Source organism: Streptomyces sp. NPDC059828 (genome assembly GCF_042731955.1).
In the GTDB taxonomy this organism is placed as follows: domain Bacteria; phylum Actinomycetota; class Actinomycetes; order Streptomycetales; family Streptomycetaceae; genus Streptomyces.
Genome location: NZ_JBHWIW010000016.1, coordinates 1 through 24,268, shown reverse-complemented (window position 1 = coordinate 24,268; position 24,268 = coordinate 1). Strand labels below are relative to the sequence as shown.

The 24,268-nt window shown below is 69.7% G+C and carries 23 protein-coding genes; 8 read left to right on the top strand and 15 right to left on the bottom strand.

Annotated elements, in window-relative coordinates:
- Window positions 1–91 precede the first annotated feature (91 nt).
- The 10 genes from ACFV6V_RS12465 to ACFV6V_RS12420 form a co-directional block, all read right to left on the bottom strand.
- Complete coding sequence (locus ACFV6V_RS12465) at window positions 92–505, bottom strand: metal-sulfur cluster assembly factor (protein WP_385562995.1); 414 nt, start codon at window positions 503–505, stop codon at window positions 92–94.
- Complete coding sequence (gene sufU, locus ACFV6V_RS12460) at window positions 502–975, bottom strand: Fe-S cluster assembly sulfur transfer protein SufU (RefSeq protein WP_385562992.1); 474 nt, start codon at window positions 973–975, stop codon at window positions 502–504. Before sufU ends, ACFV6V_RS12465 begins: the two co-directional genes overlap by 4 nt.
- Window positions 976–986: 11 nt before the next feature.
- On the bottom strand, window positions 987–2,255 hold the full coding sequence (locus tag ACFV6V_RS12455; RefSeq protein ID WP_385562989.1) for a cysteine desulfurase: 1,269 nt from the start codon (window positions 2,253–2,255) through the stop codon (window positions 987–989).
- Entirely contained in the window at window positions 2,252–3,016 is a 765-nt protein-coding gene (gene sufC, locus ACFV6V_RS12450; protein WP_385562987.1) for a Fe-S cluster assembly ATPase SufC, read from the bottom strand. Before sufC ends, ACFV6V_RS12455 begins: the two co-directional genes overlap by 4 nt.
- 7 nt (window positions 3,017–3,023) lie before the next feature.
- Window positions 3,024–3,341 (bottom strand): non-heme iron oxygenase ferredoxin subunit, encoded by a 318-nt coding sequence (locus tag ACFV6V_RS12445; RefSeq protein ID WP_338675803.1) that lies wholly within the window; start codon window positions 3,339–3,341, stop codon window positions 3,024–3,026.
- The gene (gene sufD / locus ACFV6V_RS12440) at window positions 3,341–4,522 is read right to left on the bottom strand and encodes a Fe-S cluster assembly protein SufD (RefSeq protein ID WP_385562984.1); all 1,182 of its coding nucleotides are present in this window, start codon (window positions 4,520–4,522) and stop codon (window positions 3,341–3,343) included. Before sufD ends, ACFV6V_RS12445 begins: the two co-directional genes overlap by 1 nt.
- 69 nt (window positions 4,523–4,591) lie before the next feature.
- Window positions 4,592–6,013: a Fe-S cluster assembly protein SufB gene (sufB, locus tag ACFV6V_RS12435; protein WP_385562981.1), complete on the bottom strand. Its 1,422-nt coding sequence runs from the start codon at window positions 6,011–6,013 to the stop codon at window positions 4,592–4,594.
- Entirely contained in the window at window positions 6,010–6,792 is a 783-nt protein-coding gene (locus tag ACFV6V_RS12430) for a helix-turn-helix transcriptional regulator (protein WP_385562978.1), read from the bottom strand. Before ACFV6V_RS12430 ends, sufB begins: the two co-directional genes overlap by 4 nt.
- Before the next feature lie 160 nt (window positions 6,793–6,952).
- The gene (locus ACFV6V_RS12425) at window positions 6,953–7,366 is read right to left on the bottom strand and encodes a YidB family protein (protein ID WP_385563229.1); all 414 of its coding nucleotides are present in this window, start codon (window positions 7,364–7,366) and stop codon (window positions 6,953–6,955) included.
- Between the two features lie 82 nt (window positions 7,367–7,448).
- Complete coding sequence (locus ACFV6V_RS12420) at window positions 7,449–8,201, bottom strand: DUF72 domain-containing protein (protein ID WP_385562976.1); 753 nt, start codon at window positions 8,199–8,201, stop codon at window positions 7,449–7,451.
- A 141-nt stretch (window positions 8,202–8,342) separates the two neighbouring features.
- On the opposite strand from ACFV6V_RS12420, the gene ACFV6V_RS12415 reads away from it, so the two are divergent.
- The 3 genes from ACFV6V_RS12415 to ACFV6V_RS12405 all read left to right on the top strand — a co-directional run bounded on the left by ACFV6V_RS12415 (window position 8,343) and on the right by ACFV6V_RS12405 (window position 11,173).
- On the top strand, window positions 8,343–9,269 hold the full coding sequence (locus ACFV6V_RS12415) for an ABC transporter ATP-binding protein (protein WP_385562974.1): 927 nt from the start codon (window positions 8,343–8,345) through the stop codon (window positions 9,267–9,269).
- Window positions 9,266–10,093 (top strand): ABC transporter permease, encoded by an 828-nt coding sequence (locus tag ACFV6V_RS12410; protein WP_385562971.1) that lies wholly within the window; start codon window positions 9,266–9,268, stop codon window positions 10,091–10,093. Before ACFV6V_RS12415 ends, ACFV6V_RS12410 begins: the two co-directional genes overlap by 4 nt.
- A gap of 111 nt (window positions 10,094–10,204) precedes the next feature.
- Window positions 10,205–11,173, top strand: coding sequence for a heme A synthase (locus ACFV6V_RS12405; RefSeq protein WP_385563226.1), 969 nt, complete (start codon window positions 10,205–10,207; stop codon window positions 11,171–11,173).
- On the opposite strand, the gene ACFV6V_RS12400 is transcribed toward ACFV6V_RS12405, so the two are convergent.
- From ACFV6V_RS12400 to ACFV6V_RS12390, 3 genes are all read right to left on the bottom strand, one after another.
- Complete coding sequence (locus ACFV6V_RS12400) at window positions 11,170–12,318, bottom strand: amidohydrolase family protein (RefSeq protein WP_385562968.1); 1,149 nt, start codon at window positions 12,316–12,318, stop codon at window positions 11,170–11,172. The two genes, ACFV6V_RS12405 and ACFV6V_RS12400, sit on opposite strands and share 4 nt — an antisense overlap.
- 135 nt (window positions 12,319–12,453) lie before the next feature.
- Complete coding sequence (locus ACFV6V_RS12395; RefSeq protein WP_385562965.1) at window positions 12,454–12,813, bottom strand: hypothetical protein; 360 nt, start codon at window positions 12,811–12,813, stop codon at window positions 12,454–12,456.
- Between the two features lie 96 nt (window positions 12,814–12,909).
- Complete coding sequence (locus tag ACFV6V_RS12390) at window positions 12,910–13,857, bottom strand: heme o synthase (RefSeq protein ID WP_385562962.1); 948 nt, start codon at window positions 13,855–13,857, stop codon at window positions 12,910–12,912.
- Window positions 13,858–14,275: 418 nt separating this feature from the next.
- Here ACFV6V_RS12390 and tkt point away from each other — a divergent pair, with 418 nt between their 5' ends.
- Genes tkt through pgl form a run of 5 tightly spaced genes read left to right on the top strand, consistent with a single transcriptional unit; the run spans window position 14,276 to window position 20,882 of the window.
- On the top strand, window positions 14,276–16,378 hold the full coding sequence (tkt, locus tag ACFV6V_RS12385) for a transketolase (protein WP_385562959.1): 2,103 nt from the start codon (window positions 14,276–14,278) through the stop codon (window positions 16,376–16,378).
- Window positions 16,379–16,412: 34 nt separating this feature from the next.
- Window positions 16,413–17,531 carry a transaldolase gene (gene tal / locus ACFV6V_RS12380; protein WP_361278054.1) on the top strand — a complete coding sequence of 373 codons (1,119 nt, stop codon included), beginning with the start codon at window positions 16,413–16,415 and terminating at the stop codon, window positions 17,529–17,531.
- A 5-nt stretch (window positions 17,532–17,536) separates the two neighbouring features.
- Window positions 17,537–19,069, top strand: a complete 1,533-nt coding sequence (gene zwf, locus ACFV6V_RS12375) for a glucose-6-phosphate dehydrogenase (RefSeq protein ID WP_385562956.1) — start codon at window positions 17,537–17,539, stop codon at window positions 19,067–19,069.
- Entirely contained in the window at window positions 19,066–20,103 is a 1,038-nt protein-coding gene (opcA, locus tag ACFV6V_RS12370) for a glucose-6-phosphate dehydrogenase assembly protein OpcA (protein ID WP_385562953.1), read from the top strand. The genes zwf and opcA overlap by 4 nt, the downstream gene beginning before the upstream one ends.
- The gene (gene pgl, locus ACFV6V_RS12365; RefSeq protein ID WP_385562950.1) at window positions 20,100–20,882 is read left to right on the top strand and encodes a 6-phosphogluconolactonase; all 783 of its coding nucleotides are present in this window, start codon (window positions 20,100–20,102) and stop codon (window positions 20,880–20,882) included. The genes opcA and pgl overlap by 4 nt, the downstream gene beginning before the upstream one ends.
- 92 nt (window positions 20,883–20,974) lie before the next feature.
- Here pgl and thrS read toward each other — a convergent pair whose 3' ends face one another.
- Complete coding sequence (gene thrS, locus ACFV6V_RS12360) at window positions 20,975–22,246, bottom strand: threonine--tRNA ligase (protein WP_385562947.1); 1,272 nt, start codon at window positions 22,244–22,246, stop codon at window positions 20,975–20,977.
- A gap of 233 nt (window positions 22,247–22,479) precedes the next feature.
- Window positions 22,480–24,153 (bottom strand): glucose-6-phosphate isomerase, encoded by a 1,674-nt coding sequence (gene pgi, locus ACFV6V_RS12355; protein WP_385563223.1) that lies wholly within the window; start codon window positions 24,151–24,153, stop codon window positions 22,480–22,482.
- Window positions 24,154–24,268 lie beyond the last annotated feature (115 nt).

Genomic DNA, 24,268 nt, shown 5'->3' with positions numbered 1-24,268 from the left:
CCCGCCAGTGTGCCTGGCGGGCATGGCCGTTGCCGGTATCCGGACGGTGCCGGGATGTCGCGGAGGACCACCCCGGAGCGTCGGACGCGGGTCAGACGTTGAAGCCCAGGGCGCGAAGCTGCTCGCGACCGTCATCCGTGATCTTGTCCGGGCCCCACGGCGGCATCCAGACCCAGTTGATCTTCAGCTCATTGACGATGCCGTCGGTCGCCGCCTTCGCCTGGTCCTCGATGACATCGGTCAGCGGGCAGGCCGCGGACGTCAGCGTCATGTCCAGGGTGGCGATGTTGGAGTCGTCGATGTGGATGCCGTAGATCAGCCCGAGGTTGACCACGTCGATGCCCAGCTCGGGGTCGACGACGTCGTAGAGGGCCTCGCGGACCTCTTCCTCGGACGCCTTCGAACCCGCCGGGCCCGGAGCCGCGGAAGAGAAGGTCTCCTCGGTCGGCCACTCCTGCTCGGTGGTGCCTTCCGGGGTCGTCGTGGTGTCGGCGTTCTCAGTCATGCGGTCTTCCCTTCGGACGGCTCCGGCAGCTCGGACAGCGCCTGGGCCGTCGCGTCCTTCCACGCCATCCAGCTCAGCAGCGCGCACTTCACCCGCGCCGGATACTTCGAGACGCCGGCGAACGCCACCGCGTCCTCCAGCACCTCCTCCATCGCGTCGTCCGGCTCGATCTGACCCTTGGACTGCATCAGCTCCAGGAAGGTGCCCTGGATCTTCTGCGCCTCGGCCAGTTCCTTGCCGACGAGCAGCTCGTTCAGCACGGAGGCCGAGGCCTGGCTGATGGAGCAGCCCTGACCCTCGTAGGAGATGTCCTCGATGCGCGATCCGTCGTACTTCACGCGAAGGGTGATCTCATCGCCGCAGGTCGGGTTGACGTGGTGCACCTCGGCGTCGCCGTCCCGCAAGCCCCGCCCGTGCGGGTGCTTGTAGTGGTCCAGGATGACGTCCTGGTACATCGAATCAAGCTTCACGCGTCAGTCCCTCATCCGAAGAAGTCACGGACGTGCTCCAAGCCGTTGACCAGGGCGTCCACCTCGGCCGGCGTGGAGTACAGATAGAACGACGCCCGCGTGGTCGCAGGAATTCCGTACCGCAGGCAGACGGGCCGTGCGCAGTGGTGGCCGACCCGGACCGCGATGCCCTGCTCGTCCAGCACCTGGCCCACGTCGTGCGGGTGGATGTCCCCGAGCACGAAGGAGATCGCCGCACCACGGTCCTCGGCCGTCACTGGGCCGATGATCCGCAGGTCGGGGACTTCCTGAAGGCGCTGGACCGCATACTCGGTGATCGCGTGCTCATGCTGGGCGATCTTGTCCATGCCGATCGAGGTGAGGTAGTCCACGGCAGCGCCGAGACCGACGGCCTGGGCGATCGGGGGCGTGCCCGCCTCGAACTTGTGCGGCGCCGGGGCGTACGTGGACGAGTGCATCGAGACGGTCTCGATCATCTCGCCGCCACCCAGGAACGGCGGGAGGTCCTCCAGCAGCTCCTGGCGTCCCCAGAGCACGCCGATGCCGGTCGGGCCGCACATCTTGTGACCGGTGAAGGCCACGAAGTCGGCACCCAGGGCCTGGACGTCCAGCGGCATGTGCGGGGCCGCCTGCGAGGCGTCGATGAGCACGAGTGCCCCGACCTCCTGCGCGCGGCGCACGATCTGCTCGACCGGGTTGACCGTGCCTAGGATGTTCGACACCAGCACGAACGAGACGATCTTCGTCTTCTCGGTGATGACCTCGTCGATGTTGGACAGGTCGAGCCTGCCGTCGTCGGTGAGACCGAACCACCTCAGCTTCGCCCCGGTGCGCTGCGCCAGCAGCTGCCACGGAACGATGTTGGAGTGGTGCTCCATCTCCGTGATGACGATTTCGGTGTCCTGGTCCACGCGGTAGGGCTCATCGGCCCAGCCCAGCATGTTCGCCACGAGGTTCAGCGACTCCGAGGCGTTCTTGGTGAAGATCACCTCGTTGCGGCTGGGCGCGTTGATGAAGGCGGCGACCTTGTCGCGAGCGCCCTCGTACAGCGCGGTGGCCTCCTCCGCGAGCACGTGCACGCCGCGGTGGACGTTGGCGTTGTGCTGCTCGTAGTACTCACTGAGCACGTCGAGCACCTGGCGCGGGGTCTGCGAGGTCGCCGCGTTGTCCAGGTAGACGAGCTTCTTGCCGTCGTGCAGGACGCGGTCCAGGATCGGGAAGTCCTTGCGGAGCGCCTCGGTGTCGAGAAGGCCGGGGAGCCCCTGGCGGGGATGGGTCACGCGGATACGCCACCCTTCACATATGCCTCGTAGCCCTCGGCCTCCAGCTTGTCCGCGAGCTCCGGGCCGCCGGACTCGGCGATCCGCCCGTTCGCGAACACGTGGACGTAGTCGGGCTTGATGTAGCGGAGGATCCGGGTGTAGTGCGTGATCAGCAGGGTGCCGACCTCGCCGGTCTCGCGGACCCGGTTGACGCCCTCGGAGACCACGCGCAGGGCGTCGACGTCCAGACCGGAGTCGGTCTCGTCGAGGATCGCGATCTTCGGCTTGATCAGCTCGAGCTGGAGGATCTCGTGGCGCTTCTTCTCACCGCCGGAGAAGCCCTCGTTGACATTGCGCTCGGCGAAGGCCGGGTCCATCTGGAGACGCTCCATGGCCTCCTTGACCTCCTTCACCCAGGTGCGCAGCTTGGGGGCCTCGCCGCGGATGGCGGTGGCGGAGGTGCGCAGGAAGTTGGAGACGGAGACGCCCGGGACCTCGACCGGGTACTGCATGGCGAGGAAGACACCGGCACGGGCGCGCTCGTCGACGGACATCTCCAGGACGTCCTCGCCGTCCAGGGTCACGGTGCCACCGGTGATCGTGTACTTGGGGTGGCCCGCGAGGGAGTAGGCGAGGGTCGACTTGCCGGAGCCGTTGGGGCCCATGATGGCGTGGGTCTCACCCTGCTTCACGGTCAGGTCGACGCCCTTGAGGATCTCCCGGGGGCCGTTCTCGGCCTCGACGGAGACGTGCAGGTCGCGGATTTCAAGCGTTGCCATGGGTGACTCAGGACTCCTGGGTGACGGAGACGAGCACATCGTCCCCTTCGATCTTTACGGGGTATACGGGGACGGGTGCCGTCGCGGGAAGGCTGTCGGGCTTGCCGGTGCGGAGGTCGAAGCTGGAGCCGTGCAGCCAGCATTCGATGTGGCAGTCCTCCACCTCGCCCTCGGAGAGAGAGACGTTCGCGTGCGAGCAGATGTCGTTGATCGCGAACACCTCACCCTCGGTGCGCACCACTGAGACCGGCGTGCCGTCGAGTTCCACCCTCTTCGGGGTGTCCTCCTCCAGCTCGCTCAGCCCGCAGGCTCGGACGAAGGCCATCAGACGGACGCCTCCAGCTCGGCCTCGATCTTGGCGATGAGGCGCTCTTCGACGTCCGGCAGACCGATCTGCTGGACCAGCTCGGCGAAGAATCCGCGGACGACCAGGCGGCGGGCCTCGGTCTCCGGGATACCGCGAGCCATCAGGTAGAAGAGCTGCTCGTCGTCGAAGCGGCCGGTGGCGGAGGCGTGACCGGCGCCGACGATCTCACCGGTTTCGATCTCGAGGTTCGGCACCGAGTCGACCCGCGCGCCGTCCGTCAGGACGAGGTTGCGGTTCATCTCGTAGGTGTCGGTGCCCTCGGCCCTGGCCTCGATCAGCACATCGCCGATCCAGACCGCATGGGCGTCGTCGCCCTGGAGCGCGCCCTTGTAGACGACGTTCGACTTGCAGTGCGGGGTGTTGTGGTCCACCAGGAGGCGGTGCTCCTGGTGCTGGCCGGCGTCGGTGAAGTACAGGCCGAACAGCTCGGCCTCGCCGCCCGTGCCCGCGTACGACACCCGCGGGTGGAGCCGTACGACGTCGCCGCCGAAGGTGACGACGACGGACTTGAAGGAGGCGTCCCGGCCGACCAGCGCGTTGTGCTGGCCGATGTGGACGGCCTTGTCGTCCCAGTCCTGGACGGAGACGACGGTCAGCTTGGCACCGTCTCCGAGCACGAAGTCGACGTTGGCGGCAACGGCCGCGTCACCGGTGTGGTCGATGACGACGACAGCCTCGGCGAAGGCGCCCAGCTCGATGTGCTGGTGGCCGTAGGCGACCCCGCCCTCACCGCGGACCGAGATCCGGATCGGCTCGCTGAGCACGGTCTCCTTGGGGACCGTGACGACGGAGGCCTTCTCGAAGGAGGAGTACGCCTGGGCGGCGACCCGGTCCACGGGCTTGCCGGCCCGGCCGAGCCGCGCGTCGTCGCGGCCGACGGCCTCCACCGTGACGCCTTCGGGGGCGCTGACTTCGACCGTCACCCCGCCGTCCGTGGCGACCGCGGTGCCGTCGTGCAGCCCGGCGAGGCGGTCCAGCGGGGTGAACCGCCATTCCTCCTCGCGTCCGTGCGGGACGGGGAAGTCCGCCACGTCGTAGGACGGGGGCGCGCTCATGCGCGTGGCGACGGTGGACTCCGCGGCCACCGCGATCGAGCCGGCGGTGGTGGAGCCCGCCGGGATGTTGTGAGCCTCAGCCATGGCTGTCGTGGTGCTCGCTTTCTCGGATAAGTCGGTGCTGACGGTCGGATGCGGCGGTGGCGCGTGGCGCTAGCCGACCGCTCCTTCCATCTGGAGCTCGATCAGCCGGTTGAGCTCGAGGGCGTACTCCATGGGCAGTTCCTTGGCGATCGGCTCGACGAAGCCGCGCACGATCATCGCCATCGCCTCGTCCTCGGACAGACCGCGGCTCATCAGGTAGAAGAGCTGGTCCTCGGAGACCTTGGAGACGGTGGCCTCGTGGCCCATGGACACGTCGTCCTCACGGACGTCCACGTACGGGTAGGTGTCGGAGCGCGAGATGGTGTCGACCAGCAGCGCGTCACAGAGCACGTTGGACTTCGCGCCCGGGGCGCCCTCGCCGATCTCGATCAGACCGCGGTAGGAGGTGCGGCCGCCGCCTCGCGCCACCGACTTGGAGACGATGTTCGAGGAGGTGTTCGGCGCCATGTGGACCATCTTGGCGCCGGCGTCCTGGTGCTGGCCCTCGCCCGCGAAGGCGATGGAGAGGGTCTCGCCCCTGGCGTGCTCGCCCATGAGGTAGACGGCCGGGTACTTCATCGTCACCTTGGAGCCGATGTTGCCGTCGACCCACTCCATGGTCGCGCCCTCGTAGGCCACGGCGCGCTTGGTGACCAGGTTGTAGACGTTGTTCGACCAGTTCTGGATGGTCGTGTAGCGGCAGCGGGCGCCCTTCTTGACGATGATCTCGACCACGGCGCTGTGCAGCGAGTCCGAGCTGTAGATCGGGGCGGTGCAGCCTTCGACGTAGTGGACGTAGGCGTCCTCGTCGACGATGATCAGCGTCCGCTCGAACTGACCCATGTTCTCGGTGTTGATCCGGAAGTAGGCCTGCAGCGGGATCTCGACGTTCACGCCCTTCGGGACGTAGATGAACGAACCGCCGGACCACACCGCGGAGTTCAGCGAGGCGAACTTGTTGTCACCGACGGGGATGACCGTGCCGAAGTACTCCTTGAAGAGCTCCGGGTGCTCCTTCAGCGCGGTGTCGGTGTCCAGGAAGATGACGCCCTGCTCCTCCAGGTCCTCACGGATCTGGTGGTAGACGACCTCGGACTCGTACTGGGCGGCGACGCCGGCGACCAGGCGCTGCTTCTCGGCCTCCGGGATGCCGAGCTTGTCGTACGTGTTCTTGATGTCCTCGGGCAGGTCCTCCCAGCTCGCGGCCTGCTTCTCGGTGGACCGTACGAAGTACTTGATGTTGTCGAAGTCGATGCCGGAGAGGTCGGAGCCCCAGTTCGGCATGGGCTTCTTGTCGAACAGCCGCAGACCCTTCAGACGCAGCTTCAGCATCCACTCGGGCTCGGACTTCTTCGCGGAGATGTCGCGGACGACGTCCTCGGAGAGGCCGCGCTTGGCGGCGGCGCCGGCGGCGTCGGAGTCGGCCCAGCCGTATTCGTACTTACCCAGGCCCTCGAGCTCAGGGTGGGCAGTCTCCGTGGGGAGAGTCATGCGGGGTTCCTCCCGGCCTTGCTTGCAGATGCTGATGTGTCTGTTGTGGTGCTGCTTCTGGTTCTGCCGCTACCGCTCGTGCCACGGCCCGCCTTCGGGATGAAGGTGGTGCACACTCCGTCGCCGTGGGCGATGGTGGCCAGCCGCTGCACATGGGTCCCGAGCAGGCGCGAGAAGAACTCTGTCTCCGCCTCGCACAGCTGGGGGTACCGCTCGGCGGCGTGGGCGACGGGGCAGTGGTGCTGGCATAGCTGCTCGCCGACCGGGGCGTCACGGGCCGTAGCAGCGTACCCGTCGGCGCTCAGAGCCTTGGCCAGAGCCTCGGTGCGGCGGTCCGGCTCGGCGGCATCGAGCGCCCTGCGGTACGCATCGGCCTGGGCTTCGATCCGGGCCCGGGCGAAGTCGGCGACGGCCGCTTCACCAGCGGCTCCGCCGCCGGCCGCGCTTTCGATCCAGCTCAGGGCGTCAACGGCCAGCTTGTCGTACGACTGCTCGAAGGCGTCACGGCCGCAGTCCGTGAGTGCGAACACCTTGGCGGGCCGGCCGCGCGTGCGCGTGCCGTACACGCGCTGCTCATGAGGGGCGACGACATCGTCGCTCACCAGCGCGTCGAGATGGCGGCGGACGGCAGCCTGGGTCAGGCCGAGGCGTTTCGCGAGGTCGGCGACGGTGGAGGGACCGTGGTCCAGGATGGATCGCGCGACCCGGTTGCGCGTCGAGCGCTCCCCGGTAGCGAGCTCCTCCTGGGGGGCCTCGGGCCCCGCCTCACCGTTTTTCACAACGCCATTGTTGCGTAATTCCCCGGACAGTGACAAGCCGCGTCCAGGCCCTGGACGGTGCCGTGCATCACTTAGGGAAACCTAACCTGACCTGCGGAAACGATCACTCCGGTACGGCCGCCTTGGGGCGCGCCGGGTGATCGCGGGGGCGTCGAGCGCTCTAGAGCAACCCTTCGGGCACCTGCCCCTCCGGCGTGAGCTTGTCGACGACCTGCGGCAATGCGGCGGCGAGCCGGTCGGCGGCCTGTTCGGGGGAGACACCGCCCTGCTGCGCCACACGGTCGAGCACCTGGTACGGAAGGGCCTGCGCGAGCTCCGGGCCGCTGACGGGCTCGTTGTCACCGAGACCGATCCAGGAGCGGACCTTGGCGGCGAGACCGCCCTCGTCGAGCTCGTTCACCAGGCCCTGAAGCGGGTTGCCGCCGCCCTGGCCGCTGTCACCGACCTCGCTGAACAGCGAGGCGAGCAGCCTGCCCACCCCGCTCCCCTCCGGCGAGTCGCCCAGCAGCCCGCCGAGCAGACGTTCCAGATCGTTCTCCGCCATCACCGTCGCCTTTCGGGAGGGGCCGCCCAGGACATCCCCAAGGCCTACCCCCCGGCACCCCGGGGGCGGACCCCCTGCCTGATGGTTCACCCGCTTGGTGTCCGGCGCGCCGTCACGGGGTGCGGGTCGCGCCGCGCCCGCGCGACATGACCGCGCGCCGGAACGCCGTGGCGTCGAGGACCGCCGCGCCACCCGGGTCGTTGTTGAAGTACGCGAAGACATCGGCCGTCCCGGGCCAGGTGTCGGCGATACGTCCGGCCCAGGAGGCCAGCGCCCCGCGGCCGTACCGGGGCCAGGGCTCGGCCCGGCCCTCGTGGAAGCGCACATAGCCCCATTCCGTGGTCCGCCACAGCGGGGTCCGCGGCCGGGAACCCCGGTCCGCCCAGCACAGGGCCGCTCCGCGATCCTCCAGCACCCGCCTGACCTCCTCCGTCCACCAGGACGCGTGACGGGGCTCGACCGCCACGCGCACCTCGGGCGGGAAGCCGGCGAGAGCGGCGTCCAGGAGTCCGGGGTCGGCCTTGAGCGTCGGCGGCAGCTGGAGCAGCACCGGTCCGAGCCGCTCCCCCAGCCCCTCGGCATGCTCCAGGAGCCGCCGCACCGGCTCCCCGGGGTCGCGCAGCCGTTTGATGTGCGTGAGATAGCGGCTCGCCTTCACCGCCATGAGGAAGTCACCGGGGGTCCGGTCCCGCCAGTCGGCGAATGTCGAGCGCTCGGGCAGCCGGTAGAAGGCGTTGTTGTTCTCCAGGGTCGCGAAGCACCGCCCGTATTCCTCCAGCCACAGCCGCTGGGGCAGCCCGTCGGGATAGAGCACCCCCCGCCAGTCCTTGTACTGCCACCCGGAGGTGCCGATGTGCACAGGCATAGGGGGAATCTTCCCGGCGTGTCGCGCCTCACCCGCTTCCGGAGGACTCCGTCGCCGCCCACCGGAAGCACTGGTTCCGGTTATGGCGAGTTCCAGACCCGGGGGTCCGGGGACCGGCCGCGGCTCCTTAGACTTCCCCGCATGAACAACGAGTCCGTCCTCCAGGTGCGCAGCCTGGTCAAGCGGTACGGAGCCAAGACCGCGGTGGACGGGCTCGACCTCGACGTCCGCGCCGGTACGGTGACCGCCGTCCTCGGTCCCAACGGCGCGGGGAAGACCACCACGGTCGAGACCTGCGAGGGCTACCGCCGCCCCGACTCGGGGAGCGTCCGGGTCCTCGGGCTCGACCCGGTCGCCGACGCCGAGCGGCTGCGGCCCCGGATAGGCGTGATGCTCCAGTCCGGTGGCGTCTACTCGGGGGCCCGCGCCGACGAGATGCTCCGCCACATGGCCAGGCTGCATGCCCACCCGCTGGACGTGGACACCCTGATCGAGCGGCTCGGCCTCGGCTCCTGCGGCCGTACGACCTACCGGCGGCTGTCCGGTGGACAACAGCAGCGGCTCGCGCTCGCCATGGCCGTCGTCGGCCGCCCCGAGCTGGTCTTCCTCGACGAGCCGACCGCGGGGCTCGACCCGCAGGCCCGCCGGTCCACCTGGGAGCTGGTGCGCGAGCTGCGCGCGGACGGAGTGACCGTGGTCCTCACCACCCACTTCATGGACGAGGCCGAGGAGCTCTCCGACGACATCGCGATCATCGACACGGGTCGCGTGGTCGCGCAGGGCAGCCCCGAGCAGCTCTGCCGCGGAGGTGCGGAGAACACCCTCCGCTTCACCGGGCGACCGGGACTCGACCTGGGCTCCCTGCTGAAGGCACTGCCGGACGGCACCTCGGCCGCGGAGCTGGCCTCCGGGGTGTACCGGATCTCCGGCGCCGTCGACCCGCAGCTGCTGGCCACGGTCACCACCTGGTGCGCACAGCACGGGGTGATGCCGGAGGGGATCGCGGTGGAGCGGCACACGCTTGAAGACGTCTTCTTGGAGCTGACCGGGAAGGAGCTGCGGTCATGACCGCTGAGGTGAGCGAGGACGTGACGGCGGGTGCGTCGTCGGCGCCCGGGACGCCGGGAGCGCCCGGGCGCTATGCGCCGAAGCCGGGCGCCGCGCCGCTCGGGCGGATGATCGCGGCGCAGGCGGCGCTGGAGACCAGGATGCTGCTGCGCAACGGCGAACAGCTGCTGCTGACGGTGATCATCCCGTCGCTGCTGCTGGTGCTGTTCTCGACGGTCGACATCGTGGACACGGGTGCCGGTCGTGCCGTGGACTACCTCGCCCCCGGCATCCTCGCGCTCGCGGTGATGTCCACCGCCTTCACGGGCCAGGCGATCGCCACCGGTTTCGAGCGGCGTTACGGGGTGCTCAAGCGGCTCGCTGTGTCTCCGCTGCCCCGCTGGGGGCTGATGACGGCCAAGACGCTCGCGGTCCTGGTGACCGAGGTGCTTCAGGTGGTCCTGCTGACGGTGATCGCCTTCTCTCTGGGCTGGTCCCCCGAAGGGGGCCCCGTCCCCGTCCTGGCCCTGCTCGCGCTCGGCACTGCGGCCTTCTCCGGACTCGGGCTGCTGATGGCCGGCACGCTCAGGGCGGAGGCGACCCTGGCCGCGGCAAACCTGGTGTTCCTGCTGCTCCTGGTGGGCGGTGGGGTGATCGTGCCCCTCGACAGGTTCCCGGACGCGGCGCAGTCGGTGCTCGGGCTGCTGCCGATATCCGCGCTGTCGGACGGACTGCGGGACGTGCTCCAGCACGGTGCCGGGATGCCCTGGGCCGACCTGGGGATTCTGGCGGGCTGGGCCCTGCTCGGGCTCGGGGCGGCAGCGGCGTTCTTCCGCTGGGAGTGAGCACGGCAGGTAGGGGCATGTGCGCGGAGCGCCGCCCACGGCATGGCCGTTCACGTCCGGACACGACCCAGTCGTCCCCCTCGTGAATGCTTGCACAAGCGGCCGCCTACGATAGTCGCCGTGCAGACCCCCCTCGCCTTCATCGCCCAGCGCTGGACACCATCCCCCGCGACCGTCCGGCGTGCCGCGCTCTCCGCTGTCGTGATGAGCGTCGTCATCATCGTCACGGGTGGCGCGGTCCGGCTGACCGGCTCCGGTCTCGGCTGTGACACCTGGCCCAAGTGCACGGACGACAGCCTCTTCGCCACCCCCGCGCAGGGCATCCACGGCGCGATCGAGTTCGGCAACCGCATGCTGACCTACGTCCTGTCGGCCGCGGTCGGCTGGGCGATCATCGCGGCACGCTCCACCAAGCCCTGGCGGCGCGGGCTCACCCGGCTCGGCTGGGCCCAGTTCTGGGTCGTGATGAGCAACGCGGTCATCGGCGGTGTCACCGTGTGGGCGGGCCTCAATCCGTGGACCGTCGCCGGACACTTCCTGGCGGCCAACGCACTGCTGACCGTGGCCACCCTCACCTGGATCAGGGCGGGCGAGGGCGATGCCGCGGCCCGTCCCCGGGTGCCTCGCCCGGTGCGGAAGCTGTCCTGGGCGCTGCTGGTGTCCTCCGCGCTGCTGATCGCGGTGGGTACGACGGTGACCGGCTCCGGGAAGCACGCGGGCGACAGCAGCGATGTGCCGCGGATGCCGTTCAACTGGGTGGACGCGGCGCATGTACACGCCGCCCTGGCCTGGCTGGTGTGTGCGCTGGCCCTCGCGATGTGGCTGGCCCTTCGGGTGGTGGACGCCCCCAACGACACCCGGGCTCGCGCCCGCGACCTGCTGATCGTGCTGCTGGCCCAGGGCGCCATCGGCTACGTGCAGTTCTTCACCGATGTGCCCGAGCTGCTGGTGGGCGCCCACATGCTCGGCTCCTCGCTGATGTGGGTCGCGGTGCTGCGGCTGGCACTGAGCCTGCGGGAGCGACCGGTCGAGAGCCCGGCCACCCCGGTACGGCAGGACCCCGCACTCACCACGGCCTAGCCGCCCCGCTGGATCTGGGCCGGCAGCCCGGGGTTCCGTGCCAATGGCCCGGGGGCCGGGGCCTGAGTCGGCAGTCCGTAGACGCGCCGGGCGTTGCCCGCCGCGATCATCTCGGCCACCCGCTGAGCGTCCGCACGGGACCAGGCACCGTCGGTGACCCAGCCGCTCAGTACCCGCCCCAGCGCCTCCCGGAAGATCCGCGCACCGACCACATGGAGCTCGGGCAGTCCGCGCGACCCACTGGAGAACAGCAGCTTCCCGAAGGGCGCGAGTTCCAGGATCTCCGCGAGCACGGACGCCGCCCCAGCCCCCGTGTGCGCGAGCGCGGGCCCGACGTCGGCGTACACATGCGGGTAGACGCTCGCCAGGTGTGCGGCGTGGCGGTGGTACGGATAGCCGTGCAGCAGGACGAGATCGGTGCCGAGACCGGTCGTGGCCGCGGCGAAGCCGGTGAGCAGCAGCGGATCGTCGACACCGACGTGCAGTTGCAGCGGACGCCCCGCGGTGACGGCGATCCAGAGCAGATGGCGGAGCAGTACGGGATCGGTGAGGCGCTCTCCCACGCGGCGCGCGGACAGCCAGCGGCCGGTCGCGCCCCGTACCTCTCCGGGCCCCGGCGGCTCGGGTGCGAGGGCGAGCCCGTGCCGTACGCCCGCGACGGACGTGAGGGCGACCGCCGTCGCCGCCGCGCCGTGCACGGCCTCGGCGAGGTTGGCGAGGAATCCGTCGACGGTGCCTGATGTGTCGGCCACCTGTTCGGCGAGCTGCTCCAGGCGGGCGATCTCATGGGCTTCGGCCGCGCCCGCCGCGGCGATCTCGGGGATCCCGGTGATGTCCCCGGGCAGCCCGGTGTCCACCAGATAGGTGGAGATCCCGGTGGCACGCAGCAGCCGTCTGCCGGACTCCAGGACGCCGAGTTCCCTGCGGCGGGCGAGATAGTGCGCGGGTGGGCAGTGCGGCTCGAGGCCGAGCAGCGGCGGGCACCAGCGCCGCACGGCGAAGCCCGTCTGGGTGTCGAAGAAGGTGGTCCCGGGCGCAGGCGGTCCGGCGGTCCTGCCCAGGTGCGCCTCGAAGGTGCCGAGGCCGAGCTCGGTGCGCAGGACGCCGTGGCAGTACTGGTCCACCAAGGACGGCGTATCGATCATCCGGGGCCTCCCTGCGGTGGACGCGCTTCCACACGTCCTAACGGGTGAGCCCCGCATGAGGTGTTGCCCTGGTGCCCGATGGACCGTCCCTACGGGCGGTCGGGCCCTGTCCCGAGGACACGGCCCGGCCCCGCGTCAGCCGTTCGACGGGCCGCCGACCTGGATGCCCGCCATGCGGGTCCACTCGTACGGTCCGGTGCGGACCTTCGCGGCGAAGTCGCCGTCGAAGGACTCGTGCATGGTGATACCGGACTTCTCCGCCGCGCTGACCGCGATGGCGTGGGTCGGGGCCACGATGTCGCCCCAGCCGCCGTCCTCGCCCACGAGCACGATGCGGGTGCCGCGCTGCCCGATGTAGGCGAGCTGGCCCTCGGCGCCGCCGTGCGCCTTGGCGAAGGCGCCGATCTCCTTGGCGAGCTTCGCGGCCTTCCGGTCGGCGCGTGCGTCCTGCCTGGCCTGGGGCGCGGTCTCGTCGACCTGATGGGTTTCTGCCATGACAGCGATGCTACTCGCGAGTAGATCCACTGGCGACCTCCGTACCACGTGGCCTGGGCCACGCCGTGGCCCAAAGGGCCCGGTCCGCTGCCCGCCCTACCTCAGGAACGGGTCCACGGCCACCGCCACGAACAGCAGCGAGACATAGGTGATCGACCAGTGGAAGAGCCGCATCTCCTTGAGCTTGCCGCCCGTGGCCCCGGCCTTGGCCCGGCTCTGGAGGGCGTGTGCCTCCCACAGCCACCAGCCGCCGGTGGCCAGCGCCACCGCCGTGTAGAACCAGCCGGTGTAGCCGAGCGGGGTGAGCAGCAGCGAGACCGCGACCATCACCCAGCTGTAGATGACGATCTGGCGGGCGACGACCCTGTTGGAGGCGATCACCGGGAGCATCGGCACGCCGACGCGCGCGTAGTCCTCCTTGACCTTCATCGACAGCGGCCAGTAGTGCGGCGGCGTCCAGAAGAAGATGACCAGGAAGAGGACGACCGCGGCCCACGACATCGAGTTCGTGACGGCGGACCAGCCGATGAGCACGGGCATGCAGCCCGCGATGCCGCCCCAGACGATGTTCTGCGCGGTGCGCCGCTTCAGCAGCATCGTGTAGACGACGACATAGAAGAGGAGTGCGCCGAGCGCGAGCGCCGCGGACAGCCAGTTGACGAGGAGTCCGAACCAGAGGGTGGAGAGCACCGCCAGGGTGACTCCGAAGACGAGACTCTCGCGGGGCGAGACCATCCCGGTGACCAGCGGACGCTGCGAGGTGCGATCCATGAGCGCGTCGATGTCGCGGTCGATGTACATGTTGAGCGCGTTGGCGCCGCCCGCGGAGAGATAGCCTCCGAGGCAGGTCGCCACCACCAGCCAGAGGTCCGGCACCCCCTGGGCGGCCAGGAACATCACGGGGACCGTGGTGATCAGCAGCAGCTCGATGATCCGCGGCTTGGTGAGCGCCACGAATGCCTTGACTCGGGCCCCGAATGGCCGATGGCCCCCTGGGCCGGTGGTCAAGGCGACCCCTGCGGGCCGGGACTCGACGGCCGTCACGCACACCCCTGACAGAGAATTCCCAGCGAGCCCATGAGGACGCCTCCCGTACCCGAGGGGTTGTGGGGGCATGAACACCCGTGGAGGCTCGCGCGTACCACGCCACTCTAGACGTTGGCCGCATGCCGATCTTCGCGGGGGTGGGGTCGTGTTGAGCGGTCGGGGACGAGGCCGCGTATTCACGCAGTGACGTGACCCGTCGACGCGACCAACACCGAGCCGATCACCGACAGGAGGCGAAGTCCGGCCCGTGAGCGCACCCTGGCAGTGGCGGCACCGGAGGGAAGACCGGCGCTGTCCGAGGGGAGAGACGTGCTCTCGAAAGGACGCCCGCTGCTGCGAGGGTAGGCTCGACAACGCCCGGGACACCCGTTCAGTCACCGGGACCCGAACATGTGGAGAGGAGCCCTGACCCAGGGTGAGCACCAAGCCGACCACCACAGATCTCGAGTGGACCGCATTGGACCAGCGGGCCGTGGACACCGTCCGTGTCCTCGCCGCTGACGCCGTACAGAAGGTCGGCAACGGCCATCCGGGTACGGCCATGAGCCTGGCCCCCGCGGCGTATGTCCTCTTCCAGAAGCTGATGCGGCACGACCCCGCGGACGCGGACTGGACCGGCCGTGACCGGTTCGTCCTCTCCGCAGGTCACTCCAGCCTGACCCTCTACATCCAGCTCTACCTGGCCGGGTACGGCCTGGAGCTGGATGATCTGAAGGCCTTCCGCACTTGGGGCTCCAAGACCCCGGGGCACCCGGAGTACGGCCACACCGTCGGTGTCGAGACCACGACGGGTCCGCTGGGCCAGGGCGTTGCCAATGCGGTGGGCATGGCCATGGCCGCCCGTTACGAGCGCGGTCTGTTCGACCCGGACGCGGCGCCCGGCACCTCCCCGTTCGACCACATGGTCTGGGCCATCGCGGGCGACGGCTGCCTCCAGGAGGGCATCTCCCACGAGGCGTCCTCGCTGGCCGGCCACCAGAAGCTCGGCAACCTGGTGCTGCTGTGGGACGACAACCACATCTCCATCGAGGGCGACACGGAGACGGCCGTCTCCGAGGACACCCTGAAGCGGTACGAGTCGTACGGCTGGCATGTGCAGCGTGTGGAGCAGCTGCCGAACGGTGATCTCGACCCGGTCGGTCTGTACCGCGCGCTGAAGGCTGCTCAGGCGGAGACCGAGCGGCCTTCCTTCATCGCGGCCCGCTCGATCATCGCCTGGCCGGCCCCGAACGCCCAGAACACCGAGGCGGCACACGGCTCGGCGCTCGGCGACGACGAGGTCGCGGCCACCAAGCGGGTCCTCGGCTTCGACCCCGAGCAGAGCTTCGAGGTCTCCGACGAGGTCATCGGGCACACCCGCGAGGCCCTGGACCGGGGCCGTGACGCGCGCGAGGAGTGGGAGAAGACGTTCGCGGAGTGGCGGGCCGCCAACCCGGAGCGCGCCGCCGAGTTCGACCGTTTCCGCGCGGGCGAGCTGCCGACGGGCTGGGAGGAGAAGCTCCCGGTGTTCGAGGCCGGCAAGGGCCTCGCCACCCGTGCCGCCTCCGGCAAGGTGCTCCAGGCGCTGGGCGGTGTCATCCCCGAGCTGTGGGGCGGTTCCGCCGACCTGGCGGGGTCGAACAACACCACCATCGACAACACCTCGTCCTTCCTGCCGAAGGGCAACCCGCTGCCGGAGGCGAACCCCTACGGCCGCACGGTCCACTTCGGCATCCGCGAGCACGCGATGGCGGCCGTGATGAACGGCATCACGCTGCACGGCAACACCCGGGTCTACGGCGGCACCTTCCTGGTGTTCTCCGACTACATGCGCAACGCGGTGCGCCTGTCCGCACTGATGCACCTGCCGGTCACCTATGTCTGGACGCACGACTCGATCGGTCTCGGCGAGGACGGCCCGACCCACCAGCCCGTCGAGCACCTCGCGTCGCTGCGCGCGATCCCGGGGCTTGCCGTCGTGCGCCCGGCCGACGCCAACGAGACCGCCATCGCCTGGCGGGAGATCCTCCGGCGCTGGACCAAGGAGTTCGGCGTGGGCGCCCCGCACGGCTTGGCGCTGACCCGCCAGGGTGTGCCGACCTACGAGCCCAACGAGGACACGGCCAGGGGCGGTTATGTGATGTTCGAGGCAGAGGGCCCCGACGGGCAGGCCGCGGACGCCCAGGTCGTTCTGATCGCCACCGGCTCCGAGGTGCACCTCGCGGTGGAGGCGCGCGAGCAGCTCCAGGCCGCGGGCACCCCGGCCCGGGTCGTCTCGATGCCGTCCGTCGAGTGGTTCGAGGAGCAGGACCAGGCGTACAAGGACAGCGTCCTGCCGCCGTCGCTGAAGGCCCGTGTCGCGGTCGAGGCCGGGATCGGCCTGACCTGGCACCGGTACGTCGGCGATTCCGGCCGGATCGTCTCGCTGGAGCACTTCGGTGCGTCGGCGGACGGCAAGGTGCTGTTCCGCGAGTTCGGGTTCACCCCGGAGGCAGTGGCCGCCGCCGCCCGGGAATCGATCGACGCCGCCGGGCGCTGACGCCGGTATACGACTAGTAGGAGATGCAACTCTCATGACAGACGCACTCAAGCGCCTCTCCGACGAAGGCGTGGCGATCTGGCTCGACGACCTGTCGCGCAGGCGGATCACCTCCGGCAATCTCGCCGAGCTGGTCGACCAGCACCACGTCGTGGGTGTCACCACCAACCCGTCGATCTTCCAGAAGGCCATCTCGTCCGGTGACGGTTACGAGCAGCAGCTCGCCGACCTGGCCGTGCGCCGGCTGACGGTTGAGGAAGCCCTGCGGATGATCACGACGGCGGACGTCCGGGACGCCGCCGATGTGCTGCGCCCGGTCTTCGACGCCACCAGCGGCCAGGACGGCCGGGTGTCGATCGAGGTCGACCCGCGGCTCGCACACAACACCGCGGCGACGATCGCGGAGGCCAAGCAGCTCGCCTGGCTGGTGGACCGGCCGAACACGTTCATCAAGATTCCGGCGACCAAGGCCGGTCTGCCCGCGATCACCGAGGTGATCGGGCTCGGTATCAGCGTCAATGTCACGCTGATCTTCTCGCTGGAGCGCTACCGCGAGGTGATGGACGCCTACCTGGCCGGTCTGGAGAAGGCGAAGGCGGCCGGACTCGACCTGTCGAAGATCCGTTCGGTGGCGTCGTTCTTCGTGTCCCGGGTGGACACCGAGATCGACAAGCGCCTGGACGCGCTCGGCACGGACGAGGCGAAGCAGCTGCGCGGCAAGGCGGCGCTCGCCAACGCCCGCCTCGCGTACGAGGCCTACGAGGAGGTGTTCGCCTCCCAGCGCTGGGCCGCGCTGGACAAGGCGGGGGCCAACAAGCAGCGCCCGCTGTGGGCGTCGACGGGCGTCAAGGACCCGGCGTACAAGGACACGCTGTACGTGGACGAGCTGGTCGCCCCGGGCACGGTGAACACCATGCCGGAGGCCACGCTCAACGCGACGGCGGACCACGGGCAGATCACCGGCGACACGGTGCGCGGCACCTACGAGCAGGCGCGTGCCGAGCTCGACGGTCTCGCGAAGATCGGGATCTCGTACGACGACGTGGTGCAGTTGCTCGAGGACGAGGGCGTCGAGAAGTTCGAGGCGGCCTGGAACGATCTGCTCAAGTCGACGCAGGCGGAGCTCGAGCGCCTCGCCCCTTCGGAGGGCTGAGCATCTTGACTCCCGCACACGGAGCGAATCCGCTCCGTGACGCCGCGGACCGACGGCTCCCGCGTATCGCGGGGCCGTCGGGCCTGGTGATTTTCGGCGTTACGGGCGATTTGTCACGTAAGAAGTTGATGCCCGCCGTTTACGACCTCGCCAACCGGGGTCTGCTTCCGCCGGGCTTCTCGCTCGTCGGTTACGCGAGGCGCGAGTGGGACGACGAGGACTTCGCGCAGGAGGTGCACGACGCGGTCAAGCAGCACGCGCGCACCCCCTTCCGCGAAGAGGTCTGGCAGCAGCTGATCCAGGGAATGCGCTTCGTCCAGGGCGACTTCGACGACGACGACGCCTTCGAGAACCTGAAGAAGACGATCAGCGAGCTCGACCAGGTGCAGGGCACCGGCGGCAATTTCGCCTTCTACCTCTCGGTGCCCCCGAAGTTCTTCCCCAAGGTCGTCAAACAGCTCAAGAAGCACGGTCTGGCCGACCAGAAGGACGGCTCCTGGCGGCGCGCCGTGATCGAGAAGCCCTTCGGTCACGACCTCGCCTCCGCCAAGGAGCTCAACTCGATCGTCCACGAGGTGTTCGACCCGGACCAGGTGTTCCGGATCGACCACTACCTGGGCAAGGAGACCGTCCAGAACATCCTGGCGCTGCGCTTCGCCAACACCCTCTTCGAGCCGATCTGGAACCGGTCGTACGTGGACCACATCCAGATCACGATGGCCGAGGACATCGGCATCGGCGGCCGGGCTGGCTACTACGACGGCATCGGCGCCGCCCGCGACGTGATCCAGAACCACCTGCTCCAGCTGCTCGCGCTGACCGCCATGGAGGAGCCCGCCTCCTTCGAGGCGGACGCGCTCGCGGCGGAGAAGACCAAGGTGCTCGGGGCCGTCAAGCTGCCGAAGGACCTGGCCGCGGGCACCGTGCGCGCCCAGTACACGGCGGGCTGGCAGGGCGGCGAGAAGGTCGTCGGCTATCTCGAGGAAGAGGGCACCGACCCGAACTCGAAGACCGACACCTACGCGGCCATCAAGGTGGAGATCGACAACCGTCGCTGGGCGGGAGTGCCCTTCTACCTACGCACCGGCAAGCGGCTCGGGCGCCGGGTCACCGAGATCGCGGTGGTCTTCCAGCGCGCCCCGCACTCCCCCTTCGACCGCACCGCCACCCAGGAGCTGGGGCAGAACGCCCTGGTCATCCGAGTTCAGCCGGACGAGGGCGTCACCCTGCGGTTCGGCTCGAAGGTACCGGGCACCTCGCTGGAGGTCCGGGACGTCTCGATGGACTTCGCCTACGGCGAGTCCTTCACGGAGTCCAGCCCGGAGGCGTACGAGCGGCTGATCCTCGATGTGCTGCTCGGCGACTCCAACCTCTTCCCGAGGGTCGAGGAGGTCGAGCTGTCCTGGAAGATCCTCGACCCGATCGAGCAGTTCTGGGACCGGCACGGCAAGCCCGCGCAGTACCGGGCCGGGACCTGGGGGCCGGCCGAGGCGGACGAAATGCTCGCACGAGACGGACGGAGCTGGCGTCGGCCATGAAGATCGACCTCACGGACACCACGTCGGGAAAGATCAACAAGGCTCTGGTGAAGGGCCGGCGGGCGATCGGCACACCAGCCGTCGGCATGGTGCTCACCCTTGTCATCGTCACCGACGAGGAGAACGCCTACGACGCGCTGAAGGCCGCCAACGACGCGTCACGCGAACACCCTTCGCGCACCCTCGTGGTGATCAAGAGGGTCTCCCGGTCACCGCGTGACAAGGCCAAGGCCCGCCTCGACGCCGAGGTGCGGGTCGGCGCCGACGCCGGCAGCACTGGCGAGACGGTCGTACTGCGGCTGTACGGCGAAGTCGCCGACCACGCCAACTCGGTCGTCCTGCCGCTGCTGCTGCCGGACGCGCCGGTGGTGGTGTGGTGGCCGGTGCACGCACCGGTCGACCCGGCGTCCGACCCGCTCGGCGCGCTGGCACAGCGCCGGGTCACCGACACCTACGCCTGCGAGCAGCCGATCGCCGAGCTCACGGCCCGGGCCGACGCCTACACCCCGGGTGACACCGATCTGGCTTGGACCCGGATCACCCCGTGGCGTTCGATGCTCGCCGCGGCACTGGACCAGGCGCCCTGGAAGGTGACCTCGGTCGAGGTGGAGGGCGAGGAGTTCAACCCGAGCTGCGAGCTGCTCGCCATGTGGCTCGCCGACCGGCTCAAGGTGCCGGTGCAGCGCTCGGTCTCGGCAGGCCCCGGTCTGACGTCCGTGCGGATGGAGACCAAGCAGGGGCCGATCGTGCTGGGCCGGGCCGACGGCTCCATCGCGACGCTCTCCATCGAGGGCCAGCCGGACCGTGCGGTGGCACTGAAGCGGCGTGACACGGCGGAGCTGATCGCGGAGGAGCTGCGGCGGCTCGACCCGGACGACATCTACGCCTCGGCACTGCGGTATGGCGTCGACCGGCTGGAAGAGGCGCCGGACGAGGTTCCGCAGCCCGCTCCCGCACAGGGTTCCCCGCAGGCCGCGGCGCCGCAGAAGAAGGCCGCCGCGAAGGCTCCGGCCAGGAAGGCGGCGTCGAAATGAGCGCTCCCCAACTGGTCGTCCACCGTGACAAGGAGCTGATGGCGCAGGCCGCCGCGGCCCGGCTGATCACGAAGATCGTGGACGCCCAGGCCGCGCGGGGTTCGGCATCGGTGGTCCTCACCGGCGGGCGCAACGGCAACGGCCTGCTGGCAGCACTGGCCGCGGCGCCCGCACGGGACGCCATCGACTGGTCACGGCTCGATCTGTGGTGGGGTGACGAGCGCTTCCTGCCGGAAGGCGACCCGGAGCGCAATGTCACCCAGGCACGCCAGGCCCTGCTGGACTCGGTATCGCTGGACCCCTCCCGGGTGCATCCGATGCCCGCGTCCGACGGCCCCCACGGCGGCGACGCGGACACCGCGGCGGCCGCGTACGCCCGGGAGCTGGCAGCAGCAGCGGGTCCCGAGGACCACGGCGATGTGCCGACCTTCGACGTGCTGATGCTGGGTGTCGGCCCGGACACCCATGTCGCCTCCCTGTTCCCGGAGCATCCGGGGGTACGGGAGACCGAGCGCACGGTGGTCGGCGTCCACGGCGCGCCCAAGCCACCGCCGACCCGGATCTCGCTGACGCTTCCGGCGATCCGCGCGGCACGCGAGGTATGGCTGCTCGCGGCGGGCGAGGACAAGGCGAACGCGGCGCGGATCGCACTGTCGGGCGCGGGCGAGATCCAGGCCCCGGCGGCTGGTGCGTACGGGCGGGCCAGGACACTGTGGCTGCTCGACTCGGCGGCTGCGTCCCAGCTGCCCCGCGGGTTGTATCCACCGGCCTCGGCCTGAGCCGCTGGACCCCGGCCCGAGCCGCAGAACCGCTCGGGTCCGCACCGACGGCCCGGTTCCGCACGGAACCGGGCCGTCGATGTGTCCGGTTGTCAGCCGGTGCCGCTGTCCCACAGCTCGGTGCTGTGGTCCTGGACGAGTGCGCCGATCCGGGTCAGGACCTCCGCTGCGTGCAGTGGCTCAAGCCTGCGTCCGTCCCGCAGCCGCAGGGCGACCTGGTCGTCGGCGGCCTCCCTGGCGCCGATCACGGCCTGATAGGGCACCAGCCGCGCCTCGCGGACACGGGCGCCGAGAGTGCCGCGCTCCGGTCCGGCGACCTCGGCGCGCAACCCGATGGCGTCGCAGCGCCCGGCGAGCGCCTCCGCCTGCGCGGACTCGCCTTCGGAAACGGGGAGGATCACCATCTGGGTGGGGGCGAGCCAGGCGGGGAAGGCGCCGCCGTGCTGTTCCACGAGATGGGCGACGGCCCGTTCCACGCTGCCGATGATGCTGCGGTGGACCATGACGGGCCGGTGCTTGGCGCCGTCCTGGCCGATGTAGTGCAGATCGAACTGCTCCGGCTGGTGGAAGTCGACCTGGACGGTTGACAGGGTGGACTCCCGGCCCGCGCTGTCGGTGACCTGCACATCGATCTTGGGACCGTAGAAGGCGGCCTCGCCCTCGGCTGCCTCGTAGGGCAGTCCGGAGCGGTCGAGTACCTCGGTCAGCAGGGCGGTGGACCGCTGCCACAGCTCCGGGGCGTCGACATACTTGCCGCCGGGTCCGGGGAGGGAGAGCCGGAAGCGGCTGGGGGTGATGCCGAGCGCGCGGTAGGCGCGGCGGATCAGGTCCAGGGCGGCGTGCGCCTCGTCGGTGACCTGATCGAGGGTGCAGAAGACATGGGCGTCGTTGAGCTGGATCGAGCGGACCCTGGTCAGCCCGCCGAGGACTCCGGACAGCTCGGAGCGGTACATGCCGCCCAGCTCGGCCATGCGCAGGGGCAGTTCGCGGTAGCTGTGGGAGCGGGAGCGGTAGATCAGCGCGTGGTGGGGGCACAGACTGGGCCGCAGCACGACCTGTTCACCGCCGAGGTCCATCGGGGGGAACATGTCGCCGCTGTAGTGCGACCAGTGGCCCGAGATCTCGTAGAGTTCGCGTTTGCCGAGCACGGGCGAGTACACGTGCCGGTAGCCGGCCCGCCGTTCGACGGCACGGATGTACTCCTCCAGGGTGTGCCGTACGGTCGCGCCGTCAGGCAGCCAGTAGGGCAGACCCGCGCCGATCAGCGGGTCGGTGTCGAACAGGTCCAGCTCGCGACCGAGTCTGCGGTGGTCGTGCATGGTGGTCTCCTCGCGGTTCGGGGGCGAGCGACCTCCCCCGCACACGGCCGGGGCTCCCAAGGCGAAAGCCCCGGGGCACTCGCCCCGGGGCTTTCGACTAAGGACATCGGTCAGCGCGCCGGGACACTCTCCGGCGTCGTCGTGATGGCAGCGCGCTTCATGCCGCCGACCGTAGCAGAGGGGTGCGTGAGCCATGCGCTCGTTTTCCGGACGGCCGTGGGGACCGCATCCGCACCGGGCTCCGGAGCGTCCTCCGCAGCAGTCATCGGCTCCGGCCCCTACCGCTCCGAGGCTTCGGACGACCTTCCGCGCAGGCTGCGGTAGGTGGCCACGAGCCCGGCGGTCGAGCCGTCGAGGTCCTCGGTGCCGGTGCCCTCGGTCAGCATCGGTTCGATCCGCTTGGCGAGGACCTTGCCGAGTTCGACTCCCCACTGGTCGAAGGAGTTGATGTTCCAGATCGCGCCCTGGACGAACACCTTGTGCTCGTAGAGCGCCACGAGCTGGCCGAGCACGGACGGGGTGAGCTCGCTCGCCAGGATGGTGGTCGTGGGGTGGTTGCCGCTGAAGGTCTTGTGCGGCACCAGTTCCTCGGCGACGCCCTCCGCCCGTACCTCGTCGGCGGTCTTGCCGAAGGCCAGCGCCTGCGTCTGGGCGAAGAAGTTGGCCATGAGCAGGTCGTGCTGAGCGGCGAGCGGCGGGGTCAGCTCTCCGACGGGCCGGGCGAAGCCGATGAAGTCGGCCGGGATGAACCGGGTGCCCTGGTGGAGCAACTGGTAGTACGCGTGCTGGCCGTTGGTGCCGGGTGTGCCCCAGACGACAGGGCCCGTCTCCCAGTCGACGCGATTGCCCTCGCGGTCCACGGACTTGCCGTTGGACTCCATGTCCAGCTGCTGGAGATACGCCGTGAACTTGCTCAGGTAGTGCGAGTACGGCAGCACCGCGTGGGACTGGGCGTCGAAGAAGCCGCCGTACCAGGCGCCCAGCAGTCCGAGCAGCAGCGGCGCGTTCTCGGCGGCCGGGGCGGTGCGGAAGTGCTCGTCGACGAGGTGGAAGCCGTCGAGCATCTCGCGGAAGCCCTCGGGGCCGAGGGCGATCATCAGGGGGAGCCCGATGGCCGAGTCATAGGAATAACGCCCGCCGACCCAGTCCCAGAACTCAAACATGTTGGCGATGTCGATACCGAACGCCCCGACCTTGTCGGCATTGGTCGACAGGGCCACGAAGTGCCGGGCGACGGCCTCCGGACCGGCTTTCAGCTCGGTGAGCAGCCAGTCGCGGGCCGAAGTGGCGTTGGTGATGGTCTCGATGGTGGTGAACGTCTTCGAGGCGATGATGAACAGCGTCTCGGCCGGGTCGAGGTCCCGGACCGCCTCATGGAGATCGGCCCCGTCCACGTTGGAGACGAAGCGGAACGTCAGATGCCGTGCGGTGGCGGCGCGGAGTGTCTCGTAGGCCATCGCCGGGCCGAGGTCGGAGCCCCCGATGCCGATGTTCACCACGTTCCTGATGGGCTTTCCGGTGAACCCGGTCCAGCTTCCGGACCGGATCCGCTCGGAGAACGCGCTCATCCTGTCGAGCACCGCGTGCACCTGGGGCACCACGTTCTCGCCGTCGACCTCGATGACGGCGCCACGCGGGGCACGCAGCGCGGTGTGGAGCACGGCACGCCGCTCGGTGACGTTGATCTTCTCGCCGCGGAACATGGCTTCCCGCAGTCCGGCGACATCGGTGGCCGCGGCCAACTCGTGCAGCAGCGCCAGAGTCTCGTCGGTCACCAGGTGCTTGGAGTAGTCAAGGTGAAGGTCGCCGACCTGGAGGGTGTACCGGCCGCCGCGGCCCGCGTCGGCGGCGAACAGGTCCCGCAGATGCGTGTCCCCGAGCTGCTCACGGTGCCGGCCCAGGGCGGCCCATTCGGGCATCCCGCCCAGCCGGGTACGGCTTGCTGCGTTCACTGACATCAGCCCACTTCTTTTCTTGCTTGGTGCCCCGCTGCCCCACCAACCTAATTGATCTGAGGGAAGGGAAAGCCTCATCCCGCGCGTACGACGGTAGAGGGCACCACTGACA

Bases quoted from the DNA above. Each gene is read 5' to 3' on its own strand.
- sufD (WP_385562984.1), bottom strand. From the start codon at position 4,522: ATGGCTGAGGCTCACAACATCCCGGCGGGCTCCACCACCGCCGGCTCG.
- ACFV6V_RS12395 (WP_385562965.1), bottom strand. From the start codon at position 12,813: ATGGCAGAAACCCATCAGGTCGACGAGACCGCGCCCCAGGCCAGGCAG.
- ACFV6V_RS12410 (WP_385562971.1), top strand. From the start codon at position 9,266: ATGACCGCTGAGGTGAGCGAGGACGTGACGGCGGGTGCGTCGTCGGCG.
- sufC (WP_385562987.1), bottom strand. From the start codon at position 3,016: ATGGCAACGCTTGAAATCCGCGACCTGCACGTCTCCGTCGAGGCCGAG.
- ACFV6V_RS12445 (WP_338675803.1), bottom strand. From the start codon at position 3,341: ATGGCCTTCGTCCGAGCCTGCGGGCTGAGCGAGCTGGAGGAGGACACC.
- tal (WP_361278054.1), top strand. From the start codon at position 16,413: ATGACAGACGCACTCAAGCGCCTCTCCGACGAAGGCGTGGCGATCTGG.
- ACFV6V_RS12415 (WP_385562974.1), top strand. From the start codon at position 8,343: ATGAACAACGAGTCCGTCCTCCAGGTGCGCAGCCTGGTCAAGCGGTAC.
- ACFV6V_RS12420 (WP_385562976.1), bottom strand. From the start codon at position 8,201: ATGCCTGTGCACATCGGCACCTCCGGGTGGCAGTACAAGGACTGGCGG.
- sufB (WP_385562981.1), bottom strand. From the start codon at position 6,013: ATGACTCTCCCCACGGAGACTGCCCACCCTGAGCTCGAGGGCCTGGGT.
- opcA (WP_385562953.1), top strand. From the start codon at position 19,066: ATGAAGATCGACCTCACGGACACCACGTCGGGAAAGATCAACAAGGCT.
- ACFV6V_RS12400 (WP_385562968.1), bottom strand. From the start codon at position 12,318: ATGATCGATACGCCGTCCTTGGTGGACCAGTACTGCCACGGCGTCCTG.
- pgl (WP_385562950.1), top strand. From the start codon at position 20,100: ATGAGCGCTCCCCAACTGGTCGTCCACCGTGACAAGGAGCTGATGGCG.
- ACFV6V_RS12465 (WP_385562995.1), bottom strand. From the start codon at position 505: ATGACTGAGAACGCCGACACCACGACGACCCCGGAAGGCACCACCGAG.